This is a genomic window from Bradyrhizobium sp. MI1.10, from assembly GCF_055811035.1.
Genome location: NZ_JBVVPN010000010.1, coordinates 99,618 through 122,053, shown reverse-complemented (window position 1 = coordinate 122,053; position 22,436 = coordinate 99,618). Strand labels below are relative to the sequence as shown.

The following is a 22,436-nucleotide window of genomic DNA, read 5'->3' as shown; positions in this document are numbered from 1 at the left end:
TAGATTGGACGAGAGACGTTCGGCAGAGGATCCGGCATGACTGATCAACGCATCACCTCCACTCCCATCGATCCCGTGAAGCTCGACCGGCTGGCTGAGGTGGCGGTGAAGGTGGGCCTGGGCTTGCGGCCGGGCCAGGATCTGCTCTTGACGGCACCTGCGATCGCGTTGCCGCTGGTGCGGCGGATCGCGGTGCATGCCTACAAGGCCGGCGCCGGCATCGTGACGCCCATTCTCTCCGACGAAGAGATGACGCTGGCGCGCTATCGCCACGGCCACGACGACAGCTTCGATCGCGCCGCCAACTGGCTCTACGAGGGCATGGCCAAGGCGTTCTCGAACAACACCGCGCGTCTCGCCATCGTCGGCGACAATCCGATGCTGCTCTCGGGCGAAGATGCTTCCAAGGTCGCGCGCGCCAGCAAGGCCAATTCCATGGCCTATCAGCCGGCGCTGGAAAAGATCGTCAATTTCGACACCAACTGGAACATCATTGCCTACCCGAGCCCGTCCTGGGCGAAGCAAGTCTTTCCGAACGATCCTGAAGAGGTCGCGATCGGCAAGCTCGGGGACGCGATCTTCGCAGCGTCCCGCGTCGATCGCGACGATGCGCCGGCCAATTGGGCGAGCCACAATGCGGTGCTGCGGGAGCGCACCAACTGGCTCAACGGCCAGCGTTTCCGCGCGCTCCAGTATTCGGGACCGGGCACCGACCTCACCATCGGGCTCGCCGACGGCCATGAATGGGAGGGCGGCGCCTCGCTCTCCAAGAACGGCATCAGCTGCAACGCCAATATCCCGACCGAGGAGGTCTTCACCACGCCGCATTGCCGGCGCGTCTACGGCCATGTCGTGAGCTCGAAGCCGCTATCCTACCAGGGCACGCTGATCGACAACATCGCGGTGCGCTTCGAGGACGGCCGGATCGTCGACGCCAAGGCTTCGCGCGGCGAGGAGGTACTGAACAAGGTGCTCGACACCGACGAGGGCGCGCGGCGTCTCGGCGAAGTGGCCCTGGTGCCGCATTCCTCGCCGATCTCGCAGAGCGGGTTGTTGTTCTATAATACGCTGTTCGACGAGAACGCGGCCTCGCACATCGCGCTCGGCCAGTGCTATTCGAAGTGCTTCGTCAACGGCGCCCAGCTCACGCCGCAGCAGATCGCGGCGCAAGGCGGCAACCAGAGCCTGATCCATATCGATTGGATGATCGGCTCGGCCGAGACCGACATCGACGGCATTCTGGCCGACGGCAGCAAAGTGCCGGTGTTTCGCAAGGGCGAATGGGCGAAGTAACTACGCCGCCGCGTTGCGCAGCATCGGGCTGTTGTCGATGCTGAAGCGGTTGAACAGCGTCGTGAACGGGCTGCCGTCGGTGGCCCGCACGACGGCGTCGGAGGCCGCCACCGCGTCGTAGAGCGCACCGACCGGATCATTCGCCTCGGGCAGGTCGAGACCCCCGCGGATTTGCTCGCGGGCCTCGTTGACGTCGTCCTCGTCGTCGAGTGTGGCCTCCAGCGCATCCGCCGCCCGCCGCATCTCATGGAGATCACCGCCGGCGGAAAATTTGAGGATGTCGACCCAATAGGGGCGCGCCACGACGAGCTTGACGAAAGCCTCGAAACTCTCGGCGATGATTCCCGCGCGGCCTTCCGACGAGACGTAGAGCACATTCTGAGACGGCAGCAGAACGAACGCGCCGCCGGAGCCGTCACTGCCGATTTGCCGGGGGCTTTCGATGCCGTCGACGGTGAACCAAGGCTCCTCGTCGGTTGCGAAGGAGACATCGAGGCTGCCGAGCCAGGCCACGACCTCGCCTTGAGTTGCGAGAACCTCCGGGGTGAGGGGCATCGGCATGGCTCCTTTCAGATAGCTTCGCGCACTTTGTCGCACCCCGGAAAAGAAGGGTTCATGTGTACGAAATTGCAGGGAAATTGGGACGTTAACCGTTTCGCGTCTGCAACTTGCGGCTGATTGTCGGACCCTGCGTAAGAAAGAATTAAAAACCGGCTACTAGCGTTCCCGCCATCTTTGAACAATCCGGGCCGAGACCCGGCGGATCATATTTTATCCCCTGGGGGAACAGATGTCGCGCGCATTGATTGAAATCAGTAGTTGCAATGTAGATCTCGAGCTGCGGCCGATCGAACCGTCCTGGATCATCGAAGGCAATCCGGTGTCGCGCTCGCACATCCTGTCCACCAGCGCCGACGGCACCGCTTCGACCATCATCTGGGCCTGCACCGGAGGCCGCTTCAACTGGTATTACGACATCGATGAGACGATCATGATCATGGAAGGGTCGATCGTGCTCGAAAGCGACGGCATGCCGCCGAAGCGCTACGGCCCGGGCGACGTCATTTTCTTCCGCAACGGCGCGCATGCCAAATGGCATGTCGAGGGCCACGTCAAGAAGATCGCCTTCTGCCGCAAGACCAATCCCGTGATGATCGGCTTCCTGATCCGCGTCCTCAACAAGCTCAAGAAGATCTTCGTCTCCACCGGCGAGCGCCGTCCTGCCTCGCTGATGGGCGCCGGTTAGAGTTCAATCAGTTTCAAGGACGCTTCCCAGCGGTCACGACGGAACAGGGGGCCGGGATCAACATCCCGGCCCCTGTTCTCGTCATGGCGCCAATCACTTTAAGGCAGATCGAGCCGGTAGAAATCACTCGCGGTCTGCGAGAACAACGCCGTCTTCTCGGTCTCGCTCAAGGGCGCCGCGATACGCTTGAAGGCGTTGAAGATTACCTGATAGCTGCACTGGCCCTTGTCCGGCGGGAAATTGCTCTCGAACATCGCGCGCGTGGGTCCAAACGCCTCGATGCAGGTTTCAATGTAAGGCCGCCACGCCGCGGCAAGCTCCTCGGATAACGGCGGCCTCTCGCGCAAATGGAAGTCGTAGCCGAGCAGGCACATCGCGAGCCCGCCGAGCTTCACCACGACGTTCTCGCATTTCGCGATCTCCCGGATCGAGGCGCGCCATTGCGCAAACACCTCCTCGCGTCGCCCGGCAAAGCGGCCGATTCCGGCCGGGCCGCCGCAATGGTCGAGCACGATCCTGGTGTCGGGAAATGCGCGGGCGAGCTCGGTCAGCTCGCCGATTTGCGGATGGAACAGCCAGGCGTCGAAGCTCAGGTTCAGCGGCGCGAGACAGGCAAAGCCCTTCCGGAAGGTCGGGTCCTGCAACAATCCCTGCGGCCGGCTCGCATACATGCCGGCGACCGCGGGATCTGCGTCCCAGGCCGAGGAATGCCGGATGCCGCGGAAGCGACCGTTGCCCGCCGCGATCTCGGCCTCCAACACCGGTTGTGCGGCATCGCCGAGCAGCAGGTTGACGTGGCTGACGATGCCGGCGCAGATCGCCGCCTTGCCATAGCCGCCGCTGGCGCTCATCGCGGCGACGCCATTGGCGAACTCGACCTCGCCGACCGGCCGGAATGCTTCGGGCCCGTGCGCACGATACATCGAGCGGCAATCGACATAGACGGTGGCGGTGATGTTGTGGCCGGAGGCGATATCCGCCGCCATCTCCTCGATCAAATAGCGGTGCCCGCGATTCCAGAGATGGTGATGGGGATCGACGATCGGCCGTAAGGGATCGATGATCTCCTCGTGATGCAGCGCGAGCCAGTCCTCGCGCGGCTCGACGAATAGCCCGCTCGTGTTGGCGGGCAAACCGCTTGCGGCCATCGGCGTTCGCTCCCTTGATGTATGCTTCTTGTTCTGGGAGCCTAACACCTCGTTCTCGCGTGCAGCAGCGCGCGTTTCGCAACCGCACCCGTCATCGCGGGCACAGCGGCGCCGTCGTCAATCCTTGCGCCGCTTCGCCCTCACATCGACCAAAAGCCGCCAATCGGTTGCGGTGGCCGGCTTGACCTCGCCGAGCCAATGGAAGAAATCCTCGGTGATTTCCGTAAAACTCCAGCGCGTCAGGTCGCCGGCTTCGGTCGTGCCTTCCTGAACGATGTCGGCATCGCGTGGACGGCCGATCTGCTGGCGGAATATGCCGCGGCCGGGATCGAACCAGGAGATCCGCCAGGCATCGATGGTCGGATCGTAGACCCGCAGCGTCGTGCCGTACCAATTGCCGGCGATCGGCAAGGCCGGGCTGCCAGCCGGGCGCGGAATGATCCAGACGTCTTGCACGGCGCGGCCCTCCAGCACCCAGCCGAAATGGATTTCGCCGGGCGCGGTGTGTTTCGTTCCATCGGGTCCATGGGCGGTGATCTCGGCGTCCCAATCGCCGACGAAGCGGCCATAAAGCTGGAGCGCCGCCGCGTGCTCGGGGTTCGGTCCGTCCGCGTGCAATAATCTCGCAAAGTCGGTCATGTCCATCTCCTGTTTGCGAGGAGATCAGCACGACCGGACGGCAGCCGACTTGGAGAAAATTGCGCGGCGCCCGCCGTCAAGTCTTGTTGGGCGACAGATGCCCTATGCCAGGATTGGGCCTGTCGTTCGTTCGTCGGCTCGTCGCGCGTTCCGCGAGCCAAATGACGATGACGGAGACAATCACGAGACCCGCACCAAGCAACATCAGGCGCGAAAATGGCTCGCTCAGCACGAGGGTGCCGAGCAGTACAGCGATCACCGGGTTGACGAAAGTGTAGGTCGACACCAACGAGGTCGAGACGTTTTCCAGAAGCCAGTTGTAGGCAACGAATCCGATCACGCTGCCAGCGATGATCAGCCAAAGCACCGCTGCAAGCGAAGTCAGCGAAACCTCGCTCGGCCTGAAGTTTCCGATCTCGCCTGTCAGCCAACTGATCGTGAACAACACGGTACCGCCTATCGAAAGCTGGATGCCCGAAAGCAGGATAGCGGATGCCTGGCTCGACATGCTCCGGGACAAGATAGTCCCGGCCGACCATGACAAGGCCGCAGCCAGCAGCCAGACGACGGGAAGGATACTGATGCCGGCCTGCTCGACGTTTTGCCACGCCACGAGTCCGACGCCGAAGAAGCCCGGCACAAGAGCGAGCAGGGCGAAGGGCTTCGGTCGCTGATCGCCGGGGAACAAGACATCGATCAGCAGGATCCAGAACGGGATCGTGGCCAGCACGATGGCCGCCACGCCCGAAGGAACCGATTGCTGCGCGAAGGCGAGTACGCCATGGCAACCGACAAAGAACAGGAGCCCGCACAGGCTCGCCCTTATCCACGCCTGCGCGGATAGGTTCGCGACCTCACCGGCACTCATGGCCAGCAACAAGATGCCGCCACAGAGCGAACGCAGCGCCATCAGCAGAAATGGCGGAATCGATTTCAGGCCCAAAGTGATGGCGAAGTAGGTGGAACCCCACAGCAGGTAAATGGCCGCAAATGAGCCTATGACCAGCAACCTTCTGCTCATGACTGCTCCGATCGTAACTTCTTTCGAAGCAACCAAGTCGGAGGAGGCTCATGCGTTCCGGCTCGGCGCGTCACACCCCGTCGAGGATGATCACCGTCGGCTTCGACGGCAACGCATCCCGAGACATCCGGAAACTTCGTTCCATGCGCCGGTCGATCTCGAACTGCTGGCCGATACGTTGCATGAAATCGTCGAGCGGGGTGGCGAAGCGGTGCATCGGCAGCACGACCGAGGCGCGCAGCCGCTTGGTGATCTCGGAGACGCCGTCGAGCGACATGGTGTAGGTGCCGTCGATCGGCACCATCACGATGTCGAGCCGCCCGATCTGGGCAAAATGGCTGTCGTCGAGCTTGTGGTGAAGATGGCCGAGATGGCCGATGCAGAGGCCCGCGACCTCGAAGATGAAGATCGAATTGCCGTCGCGGATCATGTCGGCGCCGGAATCGTCGCCGAAATAGCGACGGATGTCGGTGGTGACGTTGCGGATGAAGGTGTCGCCGATGCGCTCCGACACGATGGCCGGCTTGCCGTCCTCGCCCCAGCCATGCAGCACATGAGGAATGCGCTTGTCGGGATATAAAGAATAGTGCGTGCTGTGGGCCCGGTTCATGGTGACGACATCGGGCAGCCGGCCCACTTGGTAGGCCCCGCTATAGTCGGTCGCGATGCGCAAGCCGCCGGGCGTGTCGATGAAATAGGTGGAATGGCCTGCATAGGTAATCTGGACTTCAGCGGAGGCTGCGGCCTGCCGGAACGCGACCGGCGTCACGCGGGGTGCCGCATGCGCCATCGCCAGGCATTCGCTGCGCTGAGGTGATTGCTGCGCGAAGGCAGATGTTACCAGCCAACCGAGAAGCGCACAGACCGTCAGCAACAATCGAGACATCAGGAACCGTCCGGCGCTTATCGACGATCTGTGAGTGTATCTACGAATTATCCTCGCGTCATGTGGTGCCGGCGAGCCGCGCCATTCCACCGCTTGCTTTGATCAGTTTCACGGCCGCTTTGTCGAACGACACGAAAGTATCGGCCCCAAGCCAGTTGCCTTCGTGGGCGATGACGCCATCGGTAAAGTCACCCCCGGCCTCGAGGAGCGCTAATCCAGCCTCAGCTATGGGCCGGTTGACGACGACATTGGATGCATTGATCAAGTGCCGGATCGAAGCCGCGATATTTCCAGCAGAGGTTTTGTAGCCTCGTGAGAGGACCCAAGCCAACTCACATAATGCGGGGATCGAGATGGCTATGAGGTCCGCGTTCTCGAGAAGGGCTTCGGCCACCTTGCTCTGTTCGGCATCATCTTCGACCAGCACCCGTACCAGGACGTTGGTGTCGGGTGTTATCTTCATCGCTTGCTGGCCCAGCCGTCAGCAATGACCGCATTCATCTCCTCGATCGAGAGCGATCGACCGTTCGTCTTTCCCTTCAAAAAGCCGAAGGCATCCGAAATCTCTCCGGTGGGCCGAACTGCTCTCACCTCAACTCGCCCGCCAGGAAGCTTTTCTATCGAAATCTTGTCGCCCGGATGTACACCGAGGTGCTCCAGGAGGTCTTTCCGTAGCGTAACCTGCCCCTTTGCCGTGACCGTGAGCGTGCTCATGGGGATCCCTCAATACTGAGTCCTCGATAGGTAAGGCATTTTATCCTTACTTTCAAGGCAGGCAGCCTTCACTCCCGCCTTGGGCTGAACTTCCAGGTGATGGCGACGAGGCCCGCGGTGATCAGGCCGCTGACGAGACCGACGATGGGCAGCGTGAGCACCAGCGCGGCGCTGGCAGCCCAGCCGATCGAGGAGAACGCCTCGGCAAAGGTCGCAAGTCGCGACGAGGTCTGGCGACGGCGAAATTGGCTGCGCCGGGCCTGCACCCGGAACCAGAGCTGGATTGCGGTGGCGGAGGCCGCGCTGACGATGACCGCACCGGCGCTGACCGCGGCCTGGAACGCCGAGGCGAAAGCGAGCGCCGCGATCAGCGGGCAGAAGACGATGGCGATCGCGATCAGCACCACCTCGATCTTGGCGCGGATGACGCTGGACGGCGTCAGCGGCGCGGTCGCAACCAGGTCGGGCGCGTCCTCGCCCGAGATCGTCAGCCAGGCAAGCCCGCCGGCGAGTTGGCCGGCCGCCATGACGATGACGGGCGTGATCAGCGTCAGCGCCGCGGAGCTGTCGGCAAAGTTGCGCCAGAGCAGCAGCGCCGGCGGCACCAGATAGAGCAGCTGCATCAGCGTCTGCGAGATCAGCCAGGGATCGCGCCAGAGCAGCGAAAATTCCTTGCGCCGCAGGGCATGCTGACGCGATCCGCCGCGGAACGGGCGCTCCTTCGCGCTGCGACGGCCGGACGCGCCATAGGCGGCGGCATCGATCGCCGTGTCGGCGAAGCGGCCCGAGAAGATCGCCATGACGCTTCCGAGCAGCACGAGCCCGAGCGCTAGGAGCAGCAGCAGCGCTTCGGCGTCTCCCATCGCCGCCCGCGCCGGCCACCACCAGATGCTGTCGGCATCGGGCGCGTAAGCGGCCAAGCTACCCGAGGTCAGGATGGTGAAGCGCGACAGCGTGCCGTAGGACATGATCGCCGCCACCTGAAGCGCGATCACGAAGCCGGCGCCGATGATGGCGGCGAGGATCTGGGCGACGAACCGTGTCCGCGCCGGACCGATCAGGCGAAACAGCAGGATGGTGACGGCGATCGCGATCGCTGCGGCCGACAGGCCCATGGCGACAACGACGCCGAACGCAGCAAGCCAGCGCGCGCCGCCCCCGAATACCAGCACGTCGATGAAGGGCGTCGAGAACAGCAGCGCCATCACCGTGATGGCGAGCGCGATCGCGGCGATGCGCACCGAGAACAGATTGGCCAGCGTCGCGGGTGAGGACATGATGAGGTCGAGATCGGCGCGTGCGTAAAACACCCGGGTCACCGATTCGATTGCCTGCGACAGCATCAGCGTCCAGGCGAGAAAAATCGTCGCCGAGATCACGATCAGCGAGGATTTGTCGAGTGGCAATTGCAGGTCGGCGAAGCGGCCGATCACCGCCCAGGCCGGTACGTGCAGCAGCGCCGCGAAGAACAGCAGGCCGATTACCGCCGCACGTGTTCGTTTGCGCCGCCCGCCGGTCATCATGGCGAGCCATTCGCGCCAGGCGAGCCGGAGCTCGTGGCGGGCGAACCAGGACAGCGCGGTGGCCGAGCTCATGCGGCTTCCGGAAGCGTCACCAGCGCGATGAAGAGATCTTCCAGGCTGGTGTCGGCGTGCCCGTTTTGCTGCCGGAGCTCGGTTAGCGTGCCCTCGGCAACCAGGCGGCCGGCTGCGATCACACCGATACGGTCAGCCATGCGTTCGGCGACCTCGAGGATATGCGTGGTCATGATGACGGTGCAACCGGCGCGGACGCGCTCGCTCAGGAGTCCCTTGACATGGCGGGCGGAGACGGCATCCAGTCCCGTCAGCGGTTCGTCGAGGATGATGAGGCGGGGATCGTGCACCAGGGCGCCGGCGAGGGCGACCTTCTGGCGCATGCCCTTGGAAAAACCCTCGCAGCGTTCGTGCCGGTGCGGCTCGAGCCCGAGCGAGTTCAGGAGACCCGCGGCGACCGGTTCCGAGGCCGATGGTGCGATGCCCCACAGACCGGCCACGAATTCGAGATATTCGAGCGGCGTGAGCTTGTCGTAGATCATGGGCTCGTCGGAGACCCACGCCATCACCTGCTTGGCGGCGACGGGGTTTTGGAGCGCATCGATGCCGAAGATGGAGACCGCGCCGGCATCGGGCCGCAAAAGGCCTGCAACCATGCGCAAAGTGGTGGTCTTGCCGGCGCCGTTGGGGCCGACCAGCGCATAGAATTCGCCGGCATGGATGGTGAGATCGAGGTTATCGACCGCCAGACGGTCAAAACACTTCGTTAACCCCATGACTTCGAGCGCCGAGTCGTCCGTCTTCATGGCGGCCACACCTTGCGGTTTTGCATCGCTCGCGACCATGCCCCGAAGATGTTTCGGCACCGTGAATCGCGCTGCCGCAAATTCCGTCATCCGGATTGGACTAATGGCAAGTCACCGTTTGTTGACAGCGCTTGGCGGTTCAGGCTGAATTGGCAAAGGGACGAATGGCGCTAACGCAGCGAAACGACTGCGTAGCGACTGAACACAAGATGCGGCAAGGCGGTCAGGAAGAACCGCCGGTTGTATCGGGAGGATGCGCGACGATGCTGGATTTCGTTCAGCAGCTGGTCAGCGGTGTTGCGCTCGGCTGCGTCTACGGCCTGATCGCGCTCGGCTTCGTGCTTGTCTACAAGGCCACCGAGGTCGTCAATTTCGCGCAGGGCGATTTGATGATGCTGGGCGGCTTCTTTGCCTTCACCTTCATTGGCATGATGGGGCTGAACTACTGGGTCGGCTTTGCCGGCGCGGTGGCGGCAATGGCGCTGTTCGGCATGCTCGCCGAGCGCGTGGTGGTGCGGCCGATCCTCGGCTATCCGCAATTCTCCATCATCATGGCCACCATCGGGCTCGGCTATTTCCTGCGCTCGGTCTCCGGCATGATCTGGGGCACCGACGATTTCAAGATCGACACGCCCTTCAGCCAGGGCGTGCTGCGGATCGGTTCGCTGGTGCTCGCCCATGACAAGCTCTCGGTGATCGCGGCCACCGTCATCCTCTGCGCCCTGCTCTGGCTGTTCTTCAACAAGACCACGCTCGGGACCGCGATGCGCGCCAGTTCCGAGAACATGCTGGCCGCCTATTACATGGGCATCCCGGTCAAGCGCGTGGTGTCGATCGTCTGGGCGATCAGCGCGGCGGTTGCGACCTGCGCCGGCGTGCTGCTGGCGCCGATCACCTTCATCCATTCCAATGTCGGTCTGGTGCTGGGGCTGAAAGCGTTTCCGGCCGCCGTGCTCGGCGGCTTCGGCTCGATCCCCGGCGCCGTCGTCGGCGGCGTCCTGATCGGCGTCATCGAGAGCATGGCCGGCTTCTATCTGGCCGAGGGCTGGAAGGACGTCGCGCCCTACGTCGTGCTGCTCGCCGTGCTCTTGCTCAAGCCCGAAGGCCTGTTCGGCCTTCATGTCCGCAAGAAAGTCTGAACGCATGCGCTTCCTGTTCAAGACCGACTACGAGGACGACATCAGGCTGTTTCCGCATTCTGGCTATTACGTCTCCTACGGTCTCCTGCTGGCCGTGCTGCTGATCGCGCCCTATGTGCTCTCCAGCTATCTGATGAGCCAGCTCGTCTTCGTCTGCATCTATGCGACCGTCGGCGTGGCGCTGCTGATTCTGACGGGTTTCACCGGGCAGGCCTCGCTCGGGCACGCGGCGTTTCTCGCGATCGGTGCGTATACGGCGGCCTATTTGCAGAAGTATGGTGTGCCGTTCCCGGTCTACTTTCTCGCCGCCGGGCTCCTGACCGGGCTGATCGGTGCGCTGGTCGGATTCCCCGCGCTGCGGCTGCAAGGCATTTATCTCGTCATCGCCACCATCTCCTTCGCCTTCATCGTCGAGGAGATTCTGGCGCGATGGGAGAGCGTCACCAACGGCAACGAGGGCATGCGGATCAAGGCGGTGTCGCTGTTTGGGGTCGCAGTCTCGCGCGACAGCCCCACTTTCTATTTCCTTTGCCTCGCCGTGCTGGTGCTGACCATCGTCGGCACGCTCAATTTGCTGCGGTCGCCCACGGGGCGCGCCTTCGTCGCGATCCGCGACAGCGAGACGGCGGCGCGCAGCATGGGCGTCAATGTCGCGCTGTACAAGGTGAAGTCCTTTGCGATCTCCGCGGCGATCACCGGCTTCGCCGGCGTGTTGTTCGCGCACAAGCTCTCCTTCATCTCGCCGGAGATGTTCACGCTTCAGCTCTCGATCGAGTTCATCATCGTGATCCTGATCGGCGGCACCTTCAGCCTGCACGGCGCAGTGCTGGGAGCGATCTTCATCGTGATGATCGATCCGTTCCTGACCTACCTCAAGGACGACATGCCCGGCATCATCGCCGGCATTGCAGCGACGTTCGGAGCGGGCACGCAAGCCGCGGCCAATGTCCAGTCCAAGGTCGCGGCCTTTGCCTCGCTCAACGGCTTGAAAGGCGCCATCTACGGCATCATCATCGTATTGTTCGTGCTGTTCGAGCCGCTCGGGCTTTACGGCCGCTGGCTCAAGATCAAACTCTTCTTCCAGCTGTTCCCGCTTTACAAGCGCGCCACCTTCAAGCGGCAGAAGATCTACGTGAAGTCGGAGCGCAACCGATGAGCTATTTTCGCGCCGAGAGTTTGTCGCTGCATTTCGGCGGGCTGAAGGCCGTCGATGCGGTGTCGTTCGCGGTCGAAAAGGGCGAGATCCTCTCGATCATCGGGCCGAACGGCGCCGGCAAGAGCTCGATTTTCAACCTGATTTCGCGGATCTACCGGCCGACCTCGGGTCGCATCTTTTTCGAGGATCAGGACATCACGGAGCAGCCGCCCCATGACATCGCAAGGCTTGGCATCGCCCGCACGTTCCAGAACATCGAGCTGTTCGAGAATGCGACGGTGTTGTCGAACCTGCTGGTCGGCCGCCACCGGCATTCGACCACGCAGCTTTGGCAGGAGCTGTTGTTCCTGCCAGGCGTACGCGCCGACGAGAAGGTGCATCGCCGCAGGGTCGAGCAGGTCATCGAATTCCTCGATCTCGAGCCCTACCGCGACAAGCTGATCTCGGGTCTGCCTTACGGCGTGCGCAAGGTGATCGAGCTGGCGCGCGCGCTATGCTCGGAGCCGAAGCTGATCCTGCTCGACGAGCCGTCCTCGGGCCTCAACGTGGAGGAGACTGACGACATGTCGTTCTGGATCCGCGACCTGAAGAGCGAGCTCGGCGTCACCGTGCTGATGGTCGAGCACGACATGTCGCTGGTCAACCGCGTCTCCGACCGCGTCATCGCGCTGAACTACGGCAGGGTGCTGGCGATGGGCTCGCCGGCCGAAGTGCAAGAGCACCCCGATGTCGTCGCCGCCTATCTGGGAGCCTGACGCGATGGATGCCGTGGCGACACCAGATATCATCCTGAAACTCTCCAACATCGAGAGCTATTACGGGCCGATCATGGCGATCCGCGGCATCTCGCTCGAAGTGCCGCGCGGCCGCATCGTCACGCTGCTGGGCGCCAACGGCGCCGGCAAGACCACGGTGCTGAAGACGATCTCGGGCATTCTCGACCCGCAGAAGGGCGCCATCGAGTTCATGGGCAAGTCGATCCAGCGCATGGAGGCGGACAGGATCGTGCGGCTGGGCCTCAGCCATGTGCCGGAGGGCCGCGAGGTGTTCCCGTTCCTCTCCGTGCGCGAGAACCTGATGATGGGGGCCTATCCGCGCAAGGATCGCGACGGCGTCGCGGACGATCTGGAGCGCGTCTACGGCTATTTCCCGCGGCTGAAGGAGCGCATCAACCAGCCGGCCGGACAGCTCTCCGGCGGCGAGCAGCAGATGCTCGCAATCGGCCGCGCGCTGATGAACCGGCCGACGCTGTTGCTGCTCGACGAGCCCTCGCTTGGGCTGTCGCCGCTGCTGGTGAAGGAGATCTTCGCCATCATCCGTCGGGTCAACGAGGAGCAGGGCATGTCGATCCTGCTGGTCGAGCAGAACGCCAAGGTGGCGCTGGAGACGGCGCACTATGGCTATGTGCTGGAAATCGGCCGGATCGTGATGAACGACAGCTGCGACCGCTTGATGCATTCGAAGGACATCCAGGAATTCTACCTGGGCGCCAAGGAAGCCGGCGCACGAGGCGAGCGGCGCTGGAAAAAGAAGAAGACTTGGCGTTAGAGGAAGCCTTAAATACCAAAGTCCATCCGCTAATATAGACCGCCGGCAAGGCAGGCAGTGGAGGGGAGCGCGACAAGGAGGAGACGTGCATGGCCCGACCGGCGGTGCTGACGGTCGCTGACACGATCGCGAAAAGCTTTTTGCGCGCCGCGGAGACGCGGGGCGACAGGCCGGCTATACGCGAGAAGAAATTCGGGATCTGGCAGCCGACCAGCTGGCGCGAATGGCTGGAGATCTCGAAGGAGATCGCCTACGCGCTGCACGCCATCGGCTTCAGGCCCGGCGACGTTGCTTCCATCATCGCCAACGCCGTGCCGGAATGGGTCCATGTCGACATGGGCATTCTGTGCGCCGGCGGCGTCTCTTCCGGGATCTATCCGACCGATGCCTCATCCCAGGTCGAATATCTCGTCAACGATTCCCGGACGAAAGTGATCTTCGCCGAGGACGAGGAGCAGCTCGACAAGATCCTGGCCTCCCGCGCACGCTGTCCGTCCCTGCGAAAGATCATCGTGTTCGACATGGAGGGCCTTAGCGGCTTCTCCGACGACATGGTGATGTCGCTCGACGAGTTCCGCGCGCTCGGGCGCAACCACATGGCCGGCCGCGAGGCGCTGTGGCAGGAGATGGTCGACAGTCGCAGCGCGAGCGATCTCGCGGTCCTCGTCTATACATCCGGCACCACGGGCCCGCCCAAGGGCGCCATGCACGCCAATCGCAGCGTCACGCACCAGATGCGGCACGCCGATGATTTCATTCCAGCGCGCGAGAACGAGGAGCGGCTGATTTTCCTGCCGCTCTGCCACGTCGCCGAGCGGATCGGCGGCTATTACATCTCGGTCGCGCTCGGCTCGGTGATGAATTTTGCCGAGAGTCCCGAGACTGTGCCGGACAATCTGCGCGAGGTGCAGCCGACCATCTTCCTCGCGGTGCCGCGGATTTGGGAGAAGTTCTATTCCGCGATCACCATCGCGCTGAAGGATGCGACGCCGTTGCAGCAATGGGTGTACCGCCGCGCCATCGACATTGGTTATCGCATGGTCGATTGCAGGATCGAAGGGAAGCCGCCGCCGCTGTCGTTGCGCATCGCCAACGGCATCGCTTACCGGCTCGCTTTTCGCAACATCCGACGCATGATCGGGCTCGACCGATGCCGCATCGCCTTCACCGGCGCGGCGCCGATCGCGCCGGAGCTGATCCGCTGGTATCTCGCGCTCGGCATCGACATCCACGAACTCTACGGCCAGACCGAGAATTGCGGGGTCGCCACCATGATGCCGGCGGAAGGCATCAAGCTTGGCTCGGTGGGCAAGGCGGTGTCGTGGGGGGAAGTGGCGCTGTCGCCCGACGGCGAGATCCTGATCAGGGGCGACTTCCTGTTCATGGGCTATCTGAATCAGCCGGAGAGGACAGCTGAGGCGATCGACCATCGCGGCTGGCTGCATACCGGCGACGTCGGCACCATCGACAATGAGGGCTTCGTCCGCATCACCGACCGGATGAAGGACATCATCATCACCTCGGGCGGCAAGAACATCACGCCGTCCGAGATCGAGAATCAGCTGAAATTCTCGCCCTACATCTCGGATTCCGTGGTGATCGGCGACAAGCGGCCATACCTCACCTGCCTCGTGATGATCGACCAGGAGAATGTCGAGAAGTTCGCGCAGGACCACGACATCCCCTTTACCAATTATGCCAGCCTGTGCCGCGCGGCGGAGATCCAGGATCTGATCTGGCGCGAGATCGAAGCGGTCAATGCCAATTTCGCCCGCGTCGAGACCATCAAGAGATTCTATCTGATCGAACGCCAGCTCACTCCGGAGGACGAGGAGCTGACGCCGACCATGAAGCTGAAGCGCGGCTTCGTGAACAAGCGGTATGCCGCCGAAATCGACGCGATGTATCCGGCGCGGGCGGTGGCTTGAACAATCTTGTTTAAATAACAGCGAAGGAGTGATGGCCCCACCCTTCGCACCATAAGGGCCCCAAGGAGAGGAGACGTCAATGTCGAGATCGTTGAGAACGTTCGGCCTTGCGGCAGGCGCGGTGGTGCTCACCTGTCTGCCCGCCGTCGCGCAAACCAAGGTCACCAATGAAGGCATCTCGGCGTCCGAGATCGTCATCGGCACCCATCAGGATCTGTCGGGACCGATCAAGGTCTGGGGCGTGCCGGTCTCCAACGGCATGAAGATGGCGGTCGAGGAAATCAATGCGGCCGGTGGCATCAATGGCCGCAAGATCAGGATGATCCTCGAGGACAACGGCTACGATCCGAAGAAGGGCGTGCTGGCGTCCCAGAAGATGGTCGAGCGCGACAAGATATTTGCAATGATCGGCTCGATGGGATCGGCGCCGACGCTCGCCGCGCAGGACATCCTGTTCGATGCCGGCGTGCTCCAGCTCTTCCCGCTGACCGCCGCCGAGTTCACCTTCAAGTTCGACCCGGCCAAGCCGCAGGAGCGGCTGAAGTTCAACAACCTCTTGCCCTATGTTGAGAGCACGCGCGCCGCGCTGAAATACATGGTGGAGTGGAAGAACTTCCAGAAGCCCTGCATCATGCACCAGGACGACGAGTACGGAAAGAACGTGCTCGACGGCTTCACCCAGCAATTGACGGTCATGAAGCTGCAGCCGGCGTCGGTGACGAGCTACAAGCGCGGCGCCTCCGATTTCAGCGCGCAGATCGCCAAGATGAAGTCCGACGGCTGCGATCTCGTCGTGCTCGGCACCGTGATCCGCGAGACCATCGGTGCGATGACGGAGGCGAAGAAGCTCGGTTGGGAGGTCACCTTCCTCGGCGCGACGCCGACCAACGTGCTGGAAGTGCCGGCGCTCGGCAAGGACGCCGTCGAGGGCCTCTATGCGGCGAGCGGCTTCGAGATCCCCTACGAGGACACCGCCAAGGGCAAGGTCCACGACTGGCTCATCAACTACAAGAAGATGTTCAACACCGATGCCAATACCCAGGCGATCATCGGCTACAACGCGGTGACGACGTTTGCGTTCTACGCCAACAAGGCGGGCAAGGATCTGACCGGCCAGAAGATGCTGGACGCGCTGGAATCGGGCGACAAGTTCCTCGACATCTTCAACTCGCCGCCGACCAAATTCTCCAAGACCGACCACCTCGCCAACACCATCACCCAGGTGCAGCAGGTCAAGGGCGGCCGCTGGGTTCTGGTGAAGGACAATCTGATGTTTTGATTTCTTCGCCTCTCCCCGCATGCGGGGAGAGGCCGGGATTTGCGCAGCAAATTCCGGGTGAGGGGGCTCTCCGCGAGTCGAACTGTCACCGGATTCGCTGAAGCAGCCCCACACCCCAACCCTCTCCCCGTAAGAACGGGGCGAGGGAGAGCACACAGCCCTACGATCCCCCACCCGCGGTGCCTGAATTCACCGGGGCCAGCTCGTCTTCCCGGCAGCGCCAGCCATCGGCGGCTTTGACAAACGCAAATGTGCGCTGGATTCGCAGGCGGCGCGTGACGTTGAAGGCGTCTGCGGAGCGCTCCTTGTTGCTGACGCCAGGCTGCGGACGACCCGTCCTGGGGTCCCAGCAGGTGCCCGTGCACGTCGTGGCGACCTTGCTGCAGGTGGCGAAGGGCGCCAGCACGGCCATCTCGATTTCGCCCGTGACCTGCGCCTCCTGCTCGCCCACCTGGCTATCGAGCGCATAGACGCGGTTGATGCGGAGGAAGTTGCCGCAGGAATTGGCCGCGTGGATTCGCGCGGCACAGAAGTCGACGGCATCGGTGTCGGGCGCGCGGGCTGCGACCTGCCGGCCGAACACCTTCTTCGGATCGCCTTTCGCCGCGCCAATCTCGTCGGTCTTGTGCTTCAGATAGCCGGCGAGACAGTCCTCCGCGGACTCGAGCTCCCCGAGCGGCACGTTCTCCTTGCCGACCAGATTGCATTTGCGATCGCGCTCCCGCGTCCACCGGCCATATTCGGCAAAGGCAAAGCGTGCCGAGGTCGGATCGAGCTTGCCGATCAGGCCGAGGACCTGGCTGTTCAAGTCGGTCTCGGCAAGCGCCAGCGACGGGTCCGCACAGATCAGCGCGCCTGCGGCGGTGTTGGCGGCGAGACAGTCGAAATCCGGATCGCGTACGATCGCGGCGCGCTCCTCGGTCACCTTGAGAAGACATGCCTTCACCCGGTCGAAATCGTCGGTGCGGATCGCGGTCTGGCCGACGATGCCGCAACCGAGGTTGCGCTGGCGAATCCAGATCGCGTTCTCCTCGATCCCAGGCAGACGATCGGGGAGGCGGGCAAGCCGTGCCTCGATTCCCGTGCTCAGCTTCTCGGCGGCGGCGGCAAGCTCGGCATCACCGCAGAACAATTGATTGCCGGGATCGCGGATCTGCTGGCAGTTGTTCCTCGCGAACAGCGGCAGCCTGTCGGCGACGGAGCGGTCGGACGGGCCGGATTGCGACAAGCCTGGAGCCGCCGGCAAGGCCAGCAGCGCAAGCACAGTCAGCACGATGAACCGCATTCCGGTCGCCCCCGCATAGCCGCGGCCATGCTAGCGTCCTGGATCGCACTGTGGAATGGGTTTGTGGGTAAGCGTACTTTGTGCTGGTAGCCCGGATGGAGCGCAGCGCAATCCGGGATTCGTGCGACAGGCGGCGGCCCCGGATTTCGCGGAGCCCGTCATCGGGCGGCGCTGTGCGCCGACCCGGTGGCTCCATCCGGGCTACAAGAAAGTCAACGCGCCTCGGCGGCGATCATCGAGAACCGCACGGGTTCGTCGACATACTTCATCACGGCCGACTGGTAGAGCACGAACAACGGCTGGTAGCTCCGTGCGGCGTCGTCCTCGACCATCGCCATGCGGCGGTTGTCGAGCATCAGCCAGTGGCCGTCGAGCCGTGCAGCGACAACCGCATGCTCTTCGCCGGCCCTGACGTCGCGCACCACGACGATACGGAGATCTTCGGCGGCAACGCCCGCGAGCTTAAGAGCGGCGAGCTTGGCAATGGCGTAATCCTCGCAATCCCCGGCGCCGCGCGCGAAGGTCGCGAGAGGTGAGCTCCAGACGTCCTCAGAACCGTCAGCGGCGGCACGGATGGCGAGGTTGATGGCGCGATTGGTCTCGCCCAGCAGAGCGCGGCCGTCACGGCTGCGGGCCTGGTCGACGATGGCGAGCAGTTTCAGCGCAGCCGGCGAAGCGCAATTGTCCCGGTCGCCGTCGCACAGCGCGAGCTGCACCATGTCATCGTCGAGCCTGGACCTCAGCGCGAGCCATTTTTGTTGCAGGCTGCCGGCGGAGATGGCGAAGGCGAACACGCCGAACGGCTCGGCGGATTTGCGCACGAGGACGCCGGCTCCCGGCGACAACAGCGTGCCAGCGCGAAGCTCGGCGGCCGATCCGAGCAGGATCAATCCGCACAGCACTAGGATTGCGCGCCAAGCGCGCGAACGAGCAGCGGTCTCCATCTGACATCCCCTTCCGGCTTCGCTAGGTCCCCCTCGACCTGCACGTGCCGGGCTTTGTTGCTTTCGCGGAGATAGTGCGAGGCAGGCGGTTTTGTTCTGCTTAACGCGCCCGGCTGGGGTCCCAAAACCGGGCAACAGGCTGAAACGGGCCTGCTCATATTGCGTAAAATTTTACGATTCGCCGGCTAGGAGAGCGGCAGTTGCCGCGAAGAAGGACCAATTGCAGGCACAAGTTGTGGTGGAACTGATTCTGCGCCTTATGGCTAACGGCTCGCTATTTCACGGCTTCTGTTGGTTGGATCACAGATTTGGCCCCGTATTTGCCGCAGGGTGGTGCGGGGCACCACGAACAAAAGATGACATAAGTATCTATTGTGGGATTTCTGCAATATAATACATGAGGTTACTTGGAATGAGCGAAAATAAGCGCTGCTTTACGTATGAGTATTTGAAAGATTACTTTGACTTCTCTGCAGGTGCCCAGCCGCCTGAGAGCATCGACCGCTTGGTGATGCGAAATCACACAAGCAATAGGTGGTTTCGCTAAGGACTTGGTAATGATATGCAAGTTTAGGCGAGCGATACTTACTTAGATTTTAACTCCTTTTTTGGTGCCCGGATTGAATTACGCTGGCAAATTTGACGCCGCGATTTCCTTGGACGGCTTGGGTTCCCGATCGCCCGCCGATGGCCACGTCGATTCCTTTACCGCAAAGGCACATGGTCATGTGCCTGACGGCGCATTCGTCGTTCCCGACCCGAACCTGATCTTCAACGGCGATTTCAAGCGCGCCGGTCTCGACCTCGTGCTGTCCCATGACGGCCACGACTTCGTCGTTCACGACTATTTCAGGGGCGACAAGCGCGCGGCGATCGCCTCGCCCGACGGCGCGCACCTCACCGGCGACGTCGTCAACGCACTCACCGGCCATGTGCAATATGCGCAGGCCGCCTCCGGCATTGCCGCCGCCCAGGTCATCGGCCACGTCACCAAGCTCTCCGGCAGCGCGACCGCGGTTCGTAACGGCGTCTCCGTCATCCTGAACAACGGCGACAACGTCGAGAAGGGCGACGTGGTCTCGACCGGTGGCGACTCGACGCTCGGCATCACGTTCATCGACGGCACGGTGTTCGGCCTGTCCTCCAATGCGCGGATGGTGCTGAACGAGATGGTCTACGACCCCAACGGGTCGAACAATTCCTCTCTCCTCAGTCTGGTCGCGGGCACCATCACCTTCGTTGCCGGCGAGACCGCCAAGCACGGAGACATGAAGGTCGACACGCCAGTCGCCACCATGGGTATCCGCGGCACGGCGGTGCTGAGCCAGATCAACTTCGTCGTTCCCGCCGGCGGCGGCGATCCGCAGCCGCAGGCGAGCTTCCAGGTGCTGGTCGAGCCGAACGGCACGACGGGCTCCTACATCCTGTTCGACAAGGTCACGCTGCTGCCGATCGCGACGGTCAACCAGGCCGGCCAGATGATCCAGATCAGCGGCGGCAACGTCTCGATCTCCAATGCGCTGATGTCGCCGGACATCCAGAAGCTGATCACGGACGTGTTCACGCTGAAGTTCACGGACAACAACAGCAACACCAAGCTGACCCAGAACTTCACCGACTCGATCACGCAGACCGGCAACATTGTCGTGATCAAGACGGACACCGGTGCCACCGCGACCGCGACCTTCACGAATCTCACTCAGCCGGGAGCGCAGGATTCCGGCCATGATCCGTCGAGCAGCACCCGCATTCCCGGCCCGCCCGATGCACGCAGCCTTGATCTCAATGGGAATGTGCAGAAGGCGTTCGCGCTGACTGAGCGTGCGGATACGACCGGCGACACGACGCATTCCGACACCATCTCCGGCCTGATCACCTTCGTCGACCAGAACCTGGGCGACCGGCCGACGGTGAGCATAGACCTCGGCGACGCGCCGAACTATCTCTACAAAAATGCCGGCCAGCAGGATGTCACCAGCGCGCTCTCTGCACTCCAGAAGCAGGACATCGCGGCAACGCAAATCCAGATCAGCGTCGCCGCAGCCGGCGGTAACAACAACAACGGCTCGGCGGTCTGGACCTACACGATTCCCGACCACGTCTTCGACTTCCTAGCGGCCGGTGAAACGTTGACGCTGACTTACAAGGTTCGCGTCAACAATAATTTCTCGGTCAATCCCGAAACGTCGCCCATCGACATCACCATCACGATCACCGGCACCAACGACAAGCCGGTGATCACCACCAGCGTTCCCGTCATCATCTTCGAGGGCGGCACCAGCAAACCCGGTGGCCCGCTCACCAGCGAGGTGCCGACTTCGGGCACGCTGACCTTCACGGATGTCGACCTCACCGACGCCCACACGGTCGCGGTCAAGCTGACCAGTGCGACCCTGCCTGATGGTAGCGTTCCGCCCGGCCCACTCGCGGCGTTCCAGAGCGCGATGTCGGTCGCGATCGCGGCGGGCGCCGACAGCAAGGGCAGCGGCACCGGCACCATCAGCTGGTCGCTGGCCGACCTGCCGGTCTACCTCGCCGACTTCATCCCCAAGGGTGAGGTGCTGACGCTGGCCTACACCGTGACGCTCAAGGACGCGCAAGGCGCCACCTCGCAGCAGACCATCACCGTCACGATCACCGGCACCGACGCTCCCGCCGTGGTGTGGATCGCGACCGACAAGCCCGGTGCTCCCTCCGGCGGCTTCTGGAAGGATGCGGCCAATTGGGCAACCGGCACGGTCCCGACCATCAATGACGACGTCATCGTCATCACCGATCAGTTGCACGGGCTGACGCCGTCCTACCCGGTGACAATCGACACGGCAGCCTACGCCAAGTCGATCACGATGAACGACTACGACACCGCGGTCGGCCACAAGGCACCGGAAGTCATCAACAAGAGTGCGCTGACGATTGCGGGCGAGATCAGCCTCAAGGCCGATTCGAAGCTCACCAATTTCGCGGCAAGCACGATCTCGGTTGGTGGCAAGGCCGAGTTCCTGGACAGTAGCGTGCTCACCAATGCCGGCTATCTGACGCTTGCGGCCGGTGGCGATTTCGCTGGCGGTACCACGATCGCCAATTCCGGCACGATTGAGCTGTCCGGCGGCACGCTGAAGACGCTCGCCGCAATTAACAATGCCGGCGGCACGCTCAAGGCCGATGCCGGCACGACGCTGATCGTCGACACTGCCACCATCAGCGGCGGCACGGTCACCATCGCCGGCACGTTGGAACTCGATGGCAGCAGCGTCCTCAAGAACGGCACGCTGAACAATTCAGGGGCGGTCAACGTCAAGGGCACAGCGGAGTTCGCCCACGAGACCGTCTCCAACACCTCCGGCGGCACGATCAAGGTGCTGGCGAATGGCTGGCTGACGATCGACCAGGGCGCGACCGTTACCAATACCGGCAACGTCACGATCGATGCCGCGGGCAAGCTGACAGTGAACGGCGCCACCATCAGCGGCGGCACGATCAACGGTCTCGGCACGATCGACGTTACCGGCGCCAGCACGATCGATGGCGGCGCGACGCTGAGCACGGCCATAGTTATCGCCGATGCTAAGCTGACGCTGGACGGCATCACGGTTTCGGGCTCGACGATCACGGACAATGCCGGCATTGAGCTCGACAACACCGTCAAGCTCCAGGACGGCGCCAGCATCCAGGATGGCGCGGTCGCCAACACCGGCACGCTGAAGATCGCCGGCGCTGCGATGCTGTTCAACGATGTCGTGACCAACACCGGCACGGTGTCGGTCGATGGCGGTCAAACGCTGACACTGTCCGGCACGGAGATTTCGGGCGGGGCCGTCAACGGCGCCGGCATCATCGATGTCATCGTCGCGAGCAAGATCGACGGCGGC

At 63.0% G+C, this 22,436-nt stretch carries 20 protein-coding genes; 9 read left to right on the top strand and 11 right to left on the bottom strand.

Going from position 1 to position 22,436, the window contains the following annotated elements; all coding sequences use genetic code 11:
- Nucleotides 1-36 precede the first annotated feature (36 nt).
- Complete coding sequence (locus tag AC0L3K_RS13090) at nt 37-1,293, top strand: aminopeptidase (protein WP_473366195.1); 1,257 nt, start codon at nt 37-39, stop codon at nt 1,291-1,293.
- Here AC0L3K_RS13090 and AC0L3K_RS13085 read toward each other — a convergent pair whose 3' ends face one another.
- Nucleotides 1,294-1,848 carry a hypothetical protein gene (locus tag AC0L3K_RS13085; protein ID WP_354200506.1) on the bottom strand — a complete coding sequence of 185 codons (555 nt, stop codon included), beginning with the start codon at nt 1,846-1,848 and terminating at the stop codon, nt 1,294-1,296.
- A gap of 235 nt (nt 1,849-2,083) precedes the next feature.
- On the opposite strand from AC0L3K_RS13085, the gene AC0L3K_RS13080 reads away from it, so the two are divergent.
- A complete protein-coding gene (locus tag AC0L3K_RS13080) occupies nt 2,084-2,539 on the top strand; it encodes a cupin domain-containing protein (RefSeq protein WP_219681121.1) in 456 nt (151 codons plus the stop codon).
- Between the two features lie 98 nt (nt 2,540-2,637).
- On the opposite strand, the gene AC0L3K_RS13075 is transcribed toward AC0L3K_RS13080, so the two are convergent.
- The 8 genes from AC0L3K_RS13075 to AC0L3K_RS13040 all read right to left on the bottom strand — a co-directional run bounded on the left by AC0L3K_RS13075 (nt 2,638) and on the right by AC0L3K_RS13040 (nt 9,288).
- Entirely contained in the window at nt 2,638-3,687 is a 1,050-nt protein-coding gene (locus tag AC0L3K_RS13075; protein ID WP_354200505.1) for an amidohydrolase family protein, read from the bottom strand.
- A gap of 117 nt (nt 3,688-3,804) precedes the next feature.
- The gene (locus AC0L3K_RS13070; RefSeq protein ID WP_007599519.1) at nt 3,805-4,326 is read right to left on the bottom strand and encodes a hypothetical protein; all 522 of its coding nucleotides are present in this window, start codon (nt 4,324-4,326) and stop codon (nt 3,805-3,807) included.
- A 76-nt stretch (nt 4,327-4,402) separates the two neighbouring features.
- Nucleotides 4,403-5,347 carry an EamA family transporter gene (locus tag AC0L3K_RS13065; RefSeq protein WP_354200504.1) on the bottom strand — a complete coding sequence of 315 codons (945 nt, stop codon included), beginning with the start codon at nt 5,345-5,347 and terminating at the stop codon, nt 4,403-4,405.
- 70 nt (nt 5,348-5,417) lie between these two features.
- The gene (locus tag AC0L3K_RS13060) at nt 5,418-6,233 is read right to left on the bottom strand and encodes an MBL fold metallo-hydrolase (protein ID WP_354200503.1); all 816 of its coding nucleotides are present in this window, start codon (nt 6,231-6,233) and stop codon (nt 5,418-5,420) included.
- Nucleotides 6,234-6,291: 58 nt separating this feature from the next.
- On the bottom strand, nt 6,292-6,696 hold the full coding sequence (locus AC0L3K_RS13055; protein ID WP_007599522.1) for a type II toxin-antitoxin system VapC family toxin: 405 nt from the start codon (nt 6,694-6,696) through the stop codon (nt 6,292-6,294).
- Complete coding sequence (locus AC0L3K_RS13050) at nt 6,693-6,947, bottom strand: AbrB/MazE/SpoVT family DNA-binding domain-containing protein (RefSeq protein WP_007599523.1); 255 nt, start codon at nt 6,945-6,947, stop codon at nt 6,693-6,695. The genes AC0L3K_RS13055 and AC0L3K_RS13050 overlap by 4 nt, the downstream gene beginning before the upstream one ends.
- Before the next feature lie 68 nt (nt 6,948-7,015).
- The gene (locus tag AC0L3K_RS13045) at nt 7,016-8,542 is read right to left on the bottom strand and encodes a permease (protein WP_219681131.1); all 1,527 of its coding nucleotides are present in this window, start codon (nt 8,540-8,542) and stop codon (nt 7,016-7,018) included.
- Nucleotides 8,539-9,288, bottom strand: coding sequence for an ABC transporter ATP-binding protein (locus AC0L3K_RS13040; protein ID WP_219681133.1), 750 nt, complete (start codon nt 9,286-9,288; stop codon nt 8,539-8,541). Before AC0L3K_RS13040 ends, AC0L3K_RS13045 begins: the two co-directional genes overlap by 4 nt.
- Nucleotides 9,289-9,551: 263 nt before the next feature.
- On the opposite strand from AC0L3K_RS13040, the gene AC0L3K_RS13035 reads away from it, so the two are divergent.
- The 6 genes from AC0L3K_RS13035 (at nt 9,552) to AC0L3K_RS13010 (ending at nt 16,338) form a co-directional block, all read left to right on the top strand.
- On the top strand, nt 9,552-10,427 hold the full coding sequence (locus tag AC0L3K_RS13035; protein WP_354159640.1) for a branched-chain amino acid ABC transporter permease: 876 nt from the start codon (nt 9,552-9,554) through the stop codon (nt 10,425-10,427).
- 4 nt (nt 10,428-10,431) lie between these two features.
- A complete protein-coding gene (locus AC0L3K_RS13030; RefSeq protein ID WP_027515317.1) occupies nt 10,432-11,583 on the top strand; it encodes a branched-chain amino acid ABC transporter permease in 1,152 nt (383 codons plus the stop codon).
- A complete protein-coding gene (locus AC0L3K_RS13025; protein WP_007599535.1) occupies nt 11,580-12,338 on the top strand; it encodes an ABC transporter ATP-binding protein in 759 nt (252 codons plus the stop codon). The genes AC0L3K_RS13030 and AC0L3K_RS13025 overlap by 4 nt, the downstream gene beginning before the upstream one ends.
- Before the next feature lie 4 nt (nt 12,339-12,342).
- Nucleotides 12,343-13,131 carry an ABC transporter ATP-binding protein gene (locus AC0L3K_RS13020; protein WP_007599536.1) on the top strand — a complete coding sequence of 263 codons (789 nt, stop codon included), beginning with the start codon at nt 12,343-12,345 and terminating at the stop codon, nt 13,129-13,131.
- 89 nt (nt 13,132-13,220) lie between these two features.
- Nucleotides 13,221-15,059, top strand: a complete 1,839-nt coding sequence (locus AC0L3K_RS13015) for an AMP-dependent synthetase/ligase (RefSeq protein WP_354200502.1) — start codon at nt 13,221-13,223, stop codon at nt 15,057-15,059.
- 79 nt (nt 15,060-15,138) lie between these two features.
- Nucleotides 15,139-16,338 carry an ABC transporter substrate-binding protein gene (locus tag AC0L3K_RS13010; protein WP_354127139.1) on the top strand — a complete coding sequence of 400 codons (1,200 nt, stop codon included), beginning with the start codon at nt 15,139-15,141 and terminating at the stop codon, nt 16,336-16,338.
- A 160-nt stretch (nt 16,339-16,498) separates the two neighbouring features.
- Here the strand turns inward: AC0L3K_RS13010 and AC0L3K_RS13005 are convergent, their stop codons facing one another.
- A complete protein-coding gene (locus AC0L3K_RS13005; RefSeq protein WP_354200500.1) occupies nt 16,499-17,623 on the bottom strand; it encodes a lysozyme inhibitor LprI family protein in 1,125 nt (374 codons plus the stop codon).
- 212 nt (nt 17,624-17,835) lie between these two features.
- Entirely contained in the window at nt 17,836-18,567 is a 732-nt protein-coding gene (locus AC0L3K_RS13000) for a transglutaminase-like cysteine peptidase (RefSeq protein WP_354200499.1), read from the bottom strand.
- A 620-nt stretch (nt 18,568-19,187) separates the two neighbouring features.
- Between AC0L3K_RS13000 and AC0L3K_RS12995 the strand changes: the two genes are divergently transcribed.
- Nucleotides 19,188-22,436 (top strand): VCBS domain-containing protein (locus tag AC0L3K_RS12995; protein WP_473366194.1); only part of this gene is annotated, 3,249 nt, incomplete at its 3' end.

Coding starts and splice junctions, on each gene's coding strand:
- AC0L3K_RS13065 (WP_354200504.1), bottom strand. CDS start 5,347: ATGAGCAGAAGGTTGCTGGTCATAGGCTCATTTGCGGCCATTTACCTG.
- AC0L3K_RS13075 (WP_354200505.1), bottom strand. CDS start 3,687: ATGGCCGCAAGCGGTTTGCCCGCCAACACGAGCGGGCTATTCGTCGAG.
- AC0L3K_RS13055 (WP_007599522.1), bottom strand. CDS start 6,696: ATGAAGATAACACCCGACACCAACGTCCTGGTACGGGTGCTGGTCGAA.
- AC0L3K_RS13045 (WP_219681131.1), bottom strand. CDS start 8,542: ATGAGCTCGGCCACCGCGCTGTCCTGGTTCGCCCGCCACGAGCTCCGG.
- AC0L3K_RS13070 (WP_007599519.1), bottom strand. CDS start 4,326: ATGACCGACTTTGCGAGATTATTGCACGCGGACGGACCGAACCCCGAG.
- AC0L3K_RS13005 (WP_354200500.1), bottom strand. CDS start 17,623: ATGCGGTTCATCGTGCTGACTGTGCTTGCGCTGCTGGCCTTGCCGGCG.
- AC0L3K_RS13035 (WP_354159640.1), top strand. CDS start 9,552: ATGCTGGATTTCGTTCAGCAGCTGGTCAGCGGTGTTGCGCTCGGCTGC.
- AC0L3K_RS13040 (WP_219681133.1), bottom strand. CDS start 9,288: ATGAAGACGGACGACTCGGCGCTCGAAGTCATGGGGTTAACGAAGTGT.
- AC0L3K_RS13020 (WP_007599536.1), top strand. CDS start 12,343: ATGGATGCCGTGGCGACACCAGATATCATCCTGAAACTCTCCAACATC.
- AC0L3K_RS13050 (WP_007599523.1), bottom strand. CDS start 6,947: ATGAGCACGCTCACGGTCACGGCAAAGGGGCAGGTTACGCTACGGAAA.
- AC0L3K_RS13025 (WP_007599535.1), top strand. CDS start 11,580: ATGAGCTATTTTCGCGCCGAGAGTTTGTCGCTGCATTTCGGCGGGCTG.
- AC0L3K_RS13030 (WP_027515317.1), top strand. CDS start 10,432: ATGCGCTTCCTGTTCAAGACCGACTACGAGGACGACATCAGGCTGTTT.
- AC0L3K_RS13000 (WP_354200499.1), bottom strand. CDS start 18,567: ATGGAGACCGCTGCTCGTTCGCGCGCTTGGCGCGCAATCCTAGTGCTG.
- AC0L3K_RS13085 (WP_354200506.1), bottom strand. CDS start 1,848: ATGCCCCTCACCCCGGAGGTTCTCGCAACTCAAGGCGAGGTCGTGGCC.
- AC0L3K_RS13015 (WP_354200502.1), top strand. CDS start 13,221: ATGGCCCGACCGGCGGTGCTGACGGTCGCTGACACGATCGCGAAAAGC.
- AC0L3K_RS13060 (WP_354200503.1), bottom strand. CDS start 6,233: ATGTCTCGATTGTTGCTGACGGTCTGTGCGCTTCTCGGTTGGCTGGTA.
- AC0L3K_RS13010 (WP_354127139.1), top strand. CDS start 15,139: ATGTCGAGATCGTTGAGAACGTTCGGCCTTGCGGCAGGCGCGGTGGTG.
- AC0L3K_RS13090 (WP_473366195.1), top strand. CDS start 37: ATGACTGATCAACGCATCACCTCCACTCCCATCGATCCCGTGAAGCTC.
- AC0L3K_RS13080 (WP_219681121.1), top strand. CDS start 2,084: ATGTCGCGCGCATTGATTGAAATCAGTAGTTGCAATGTAGATCTCGAG.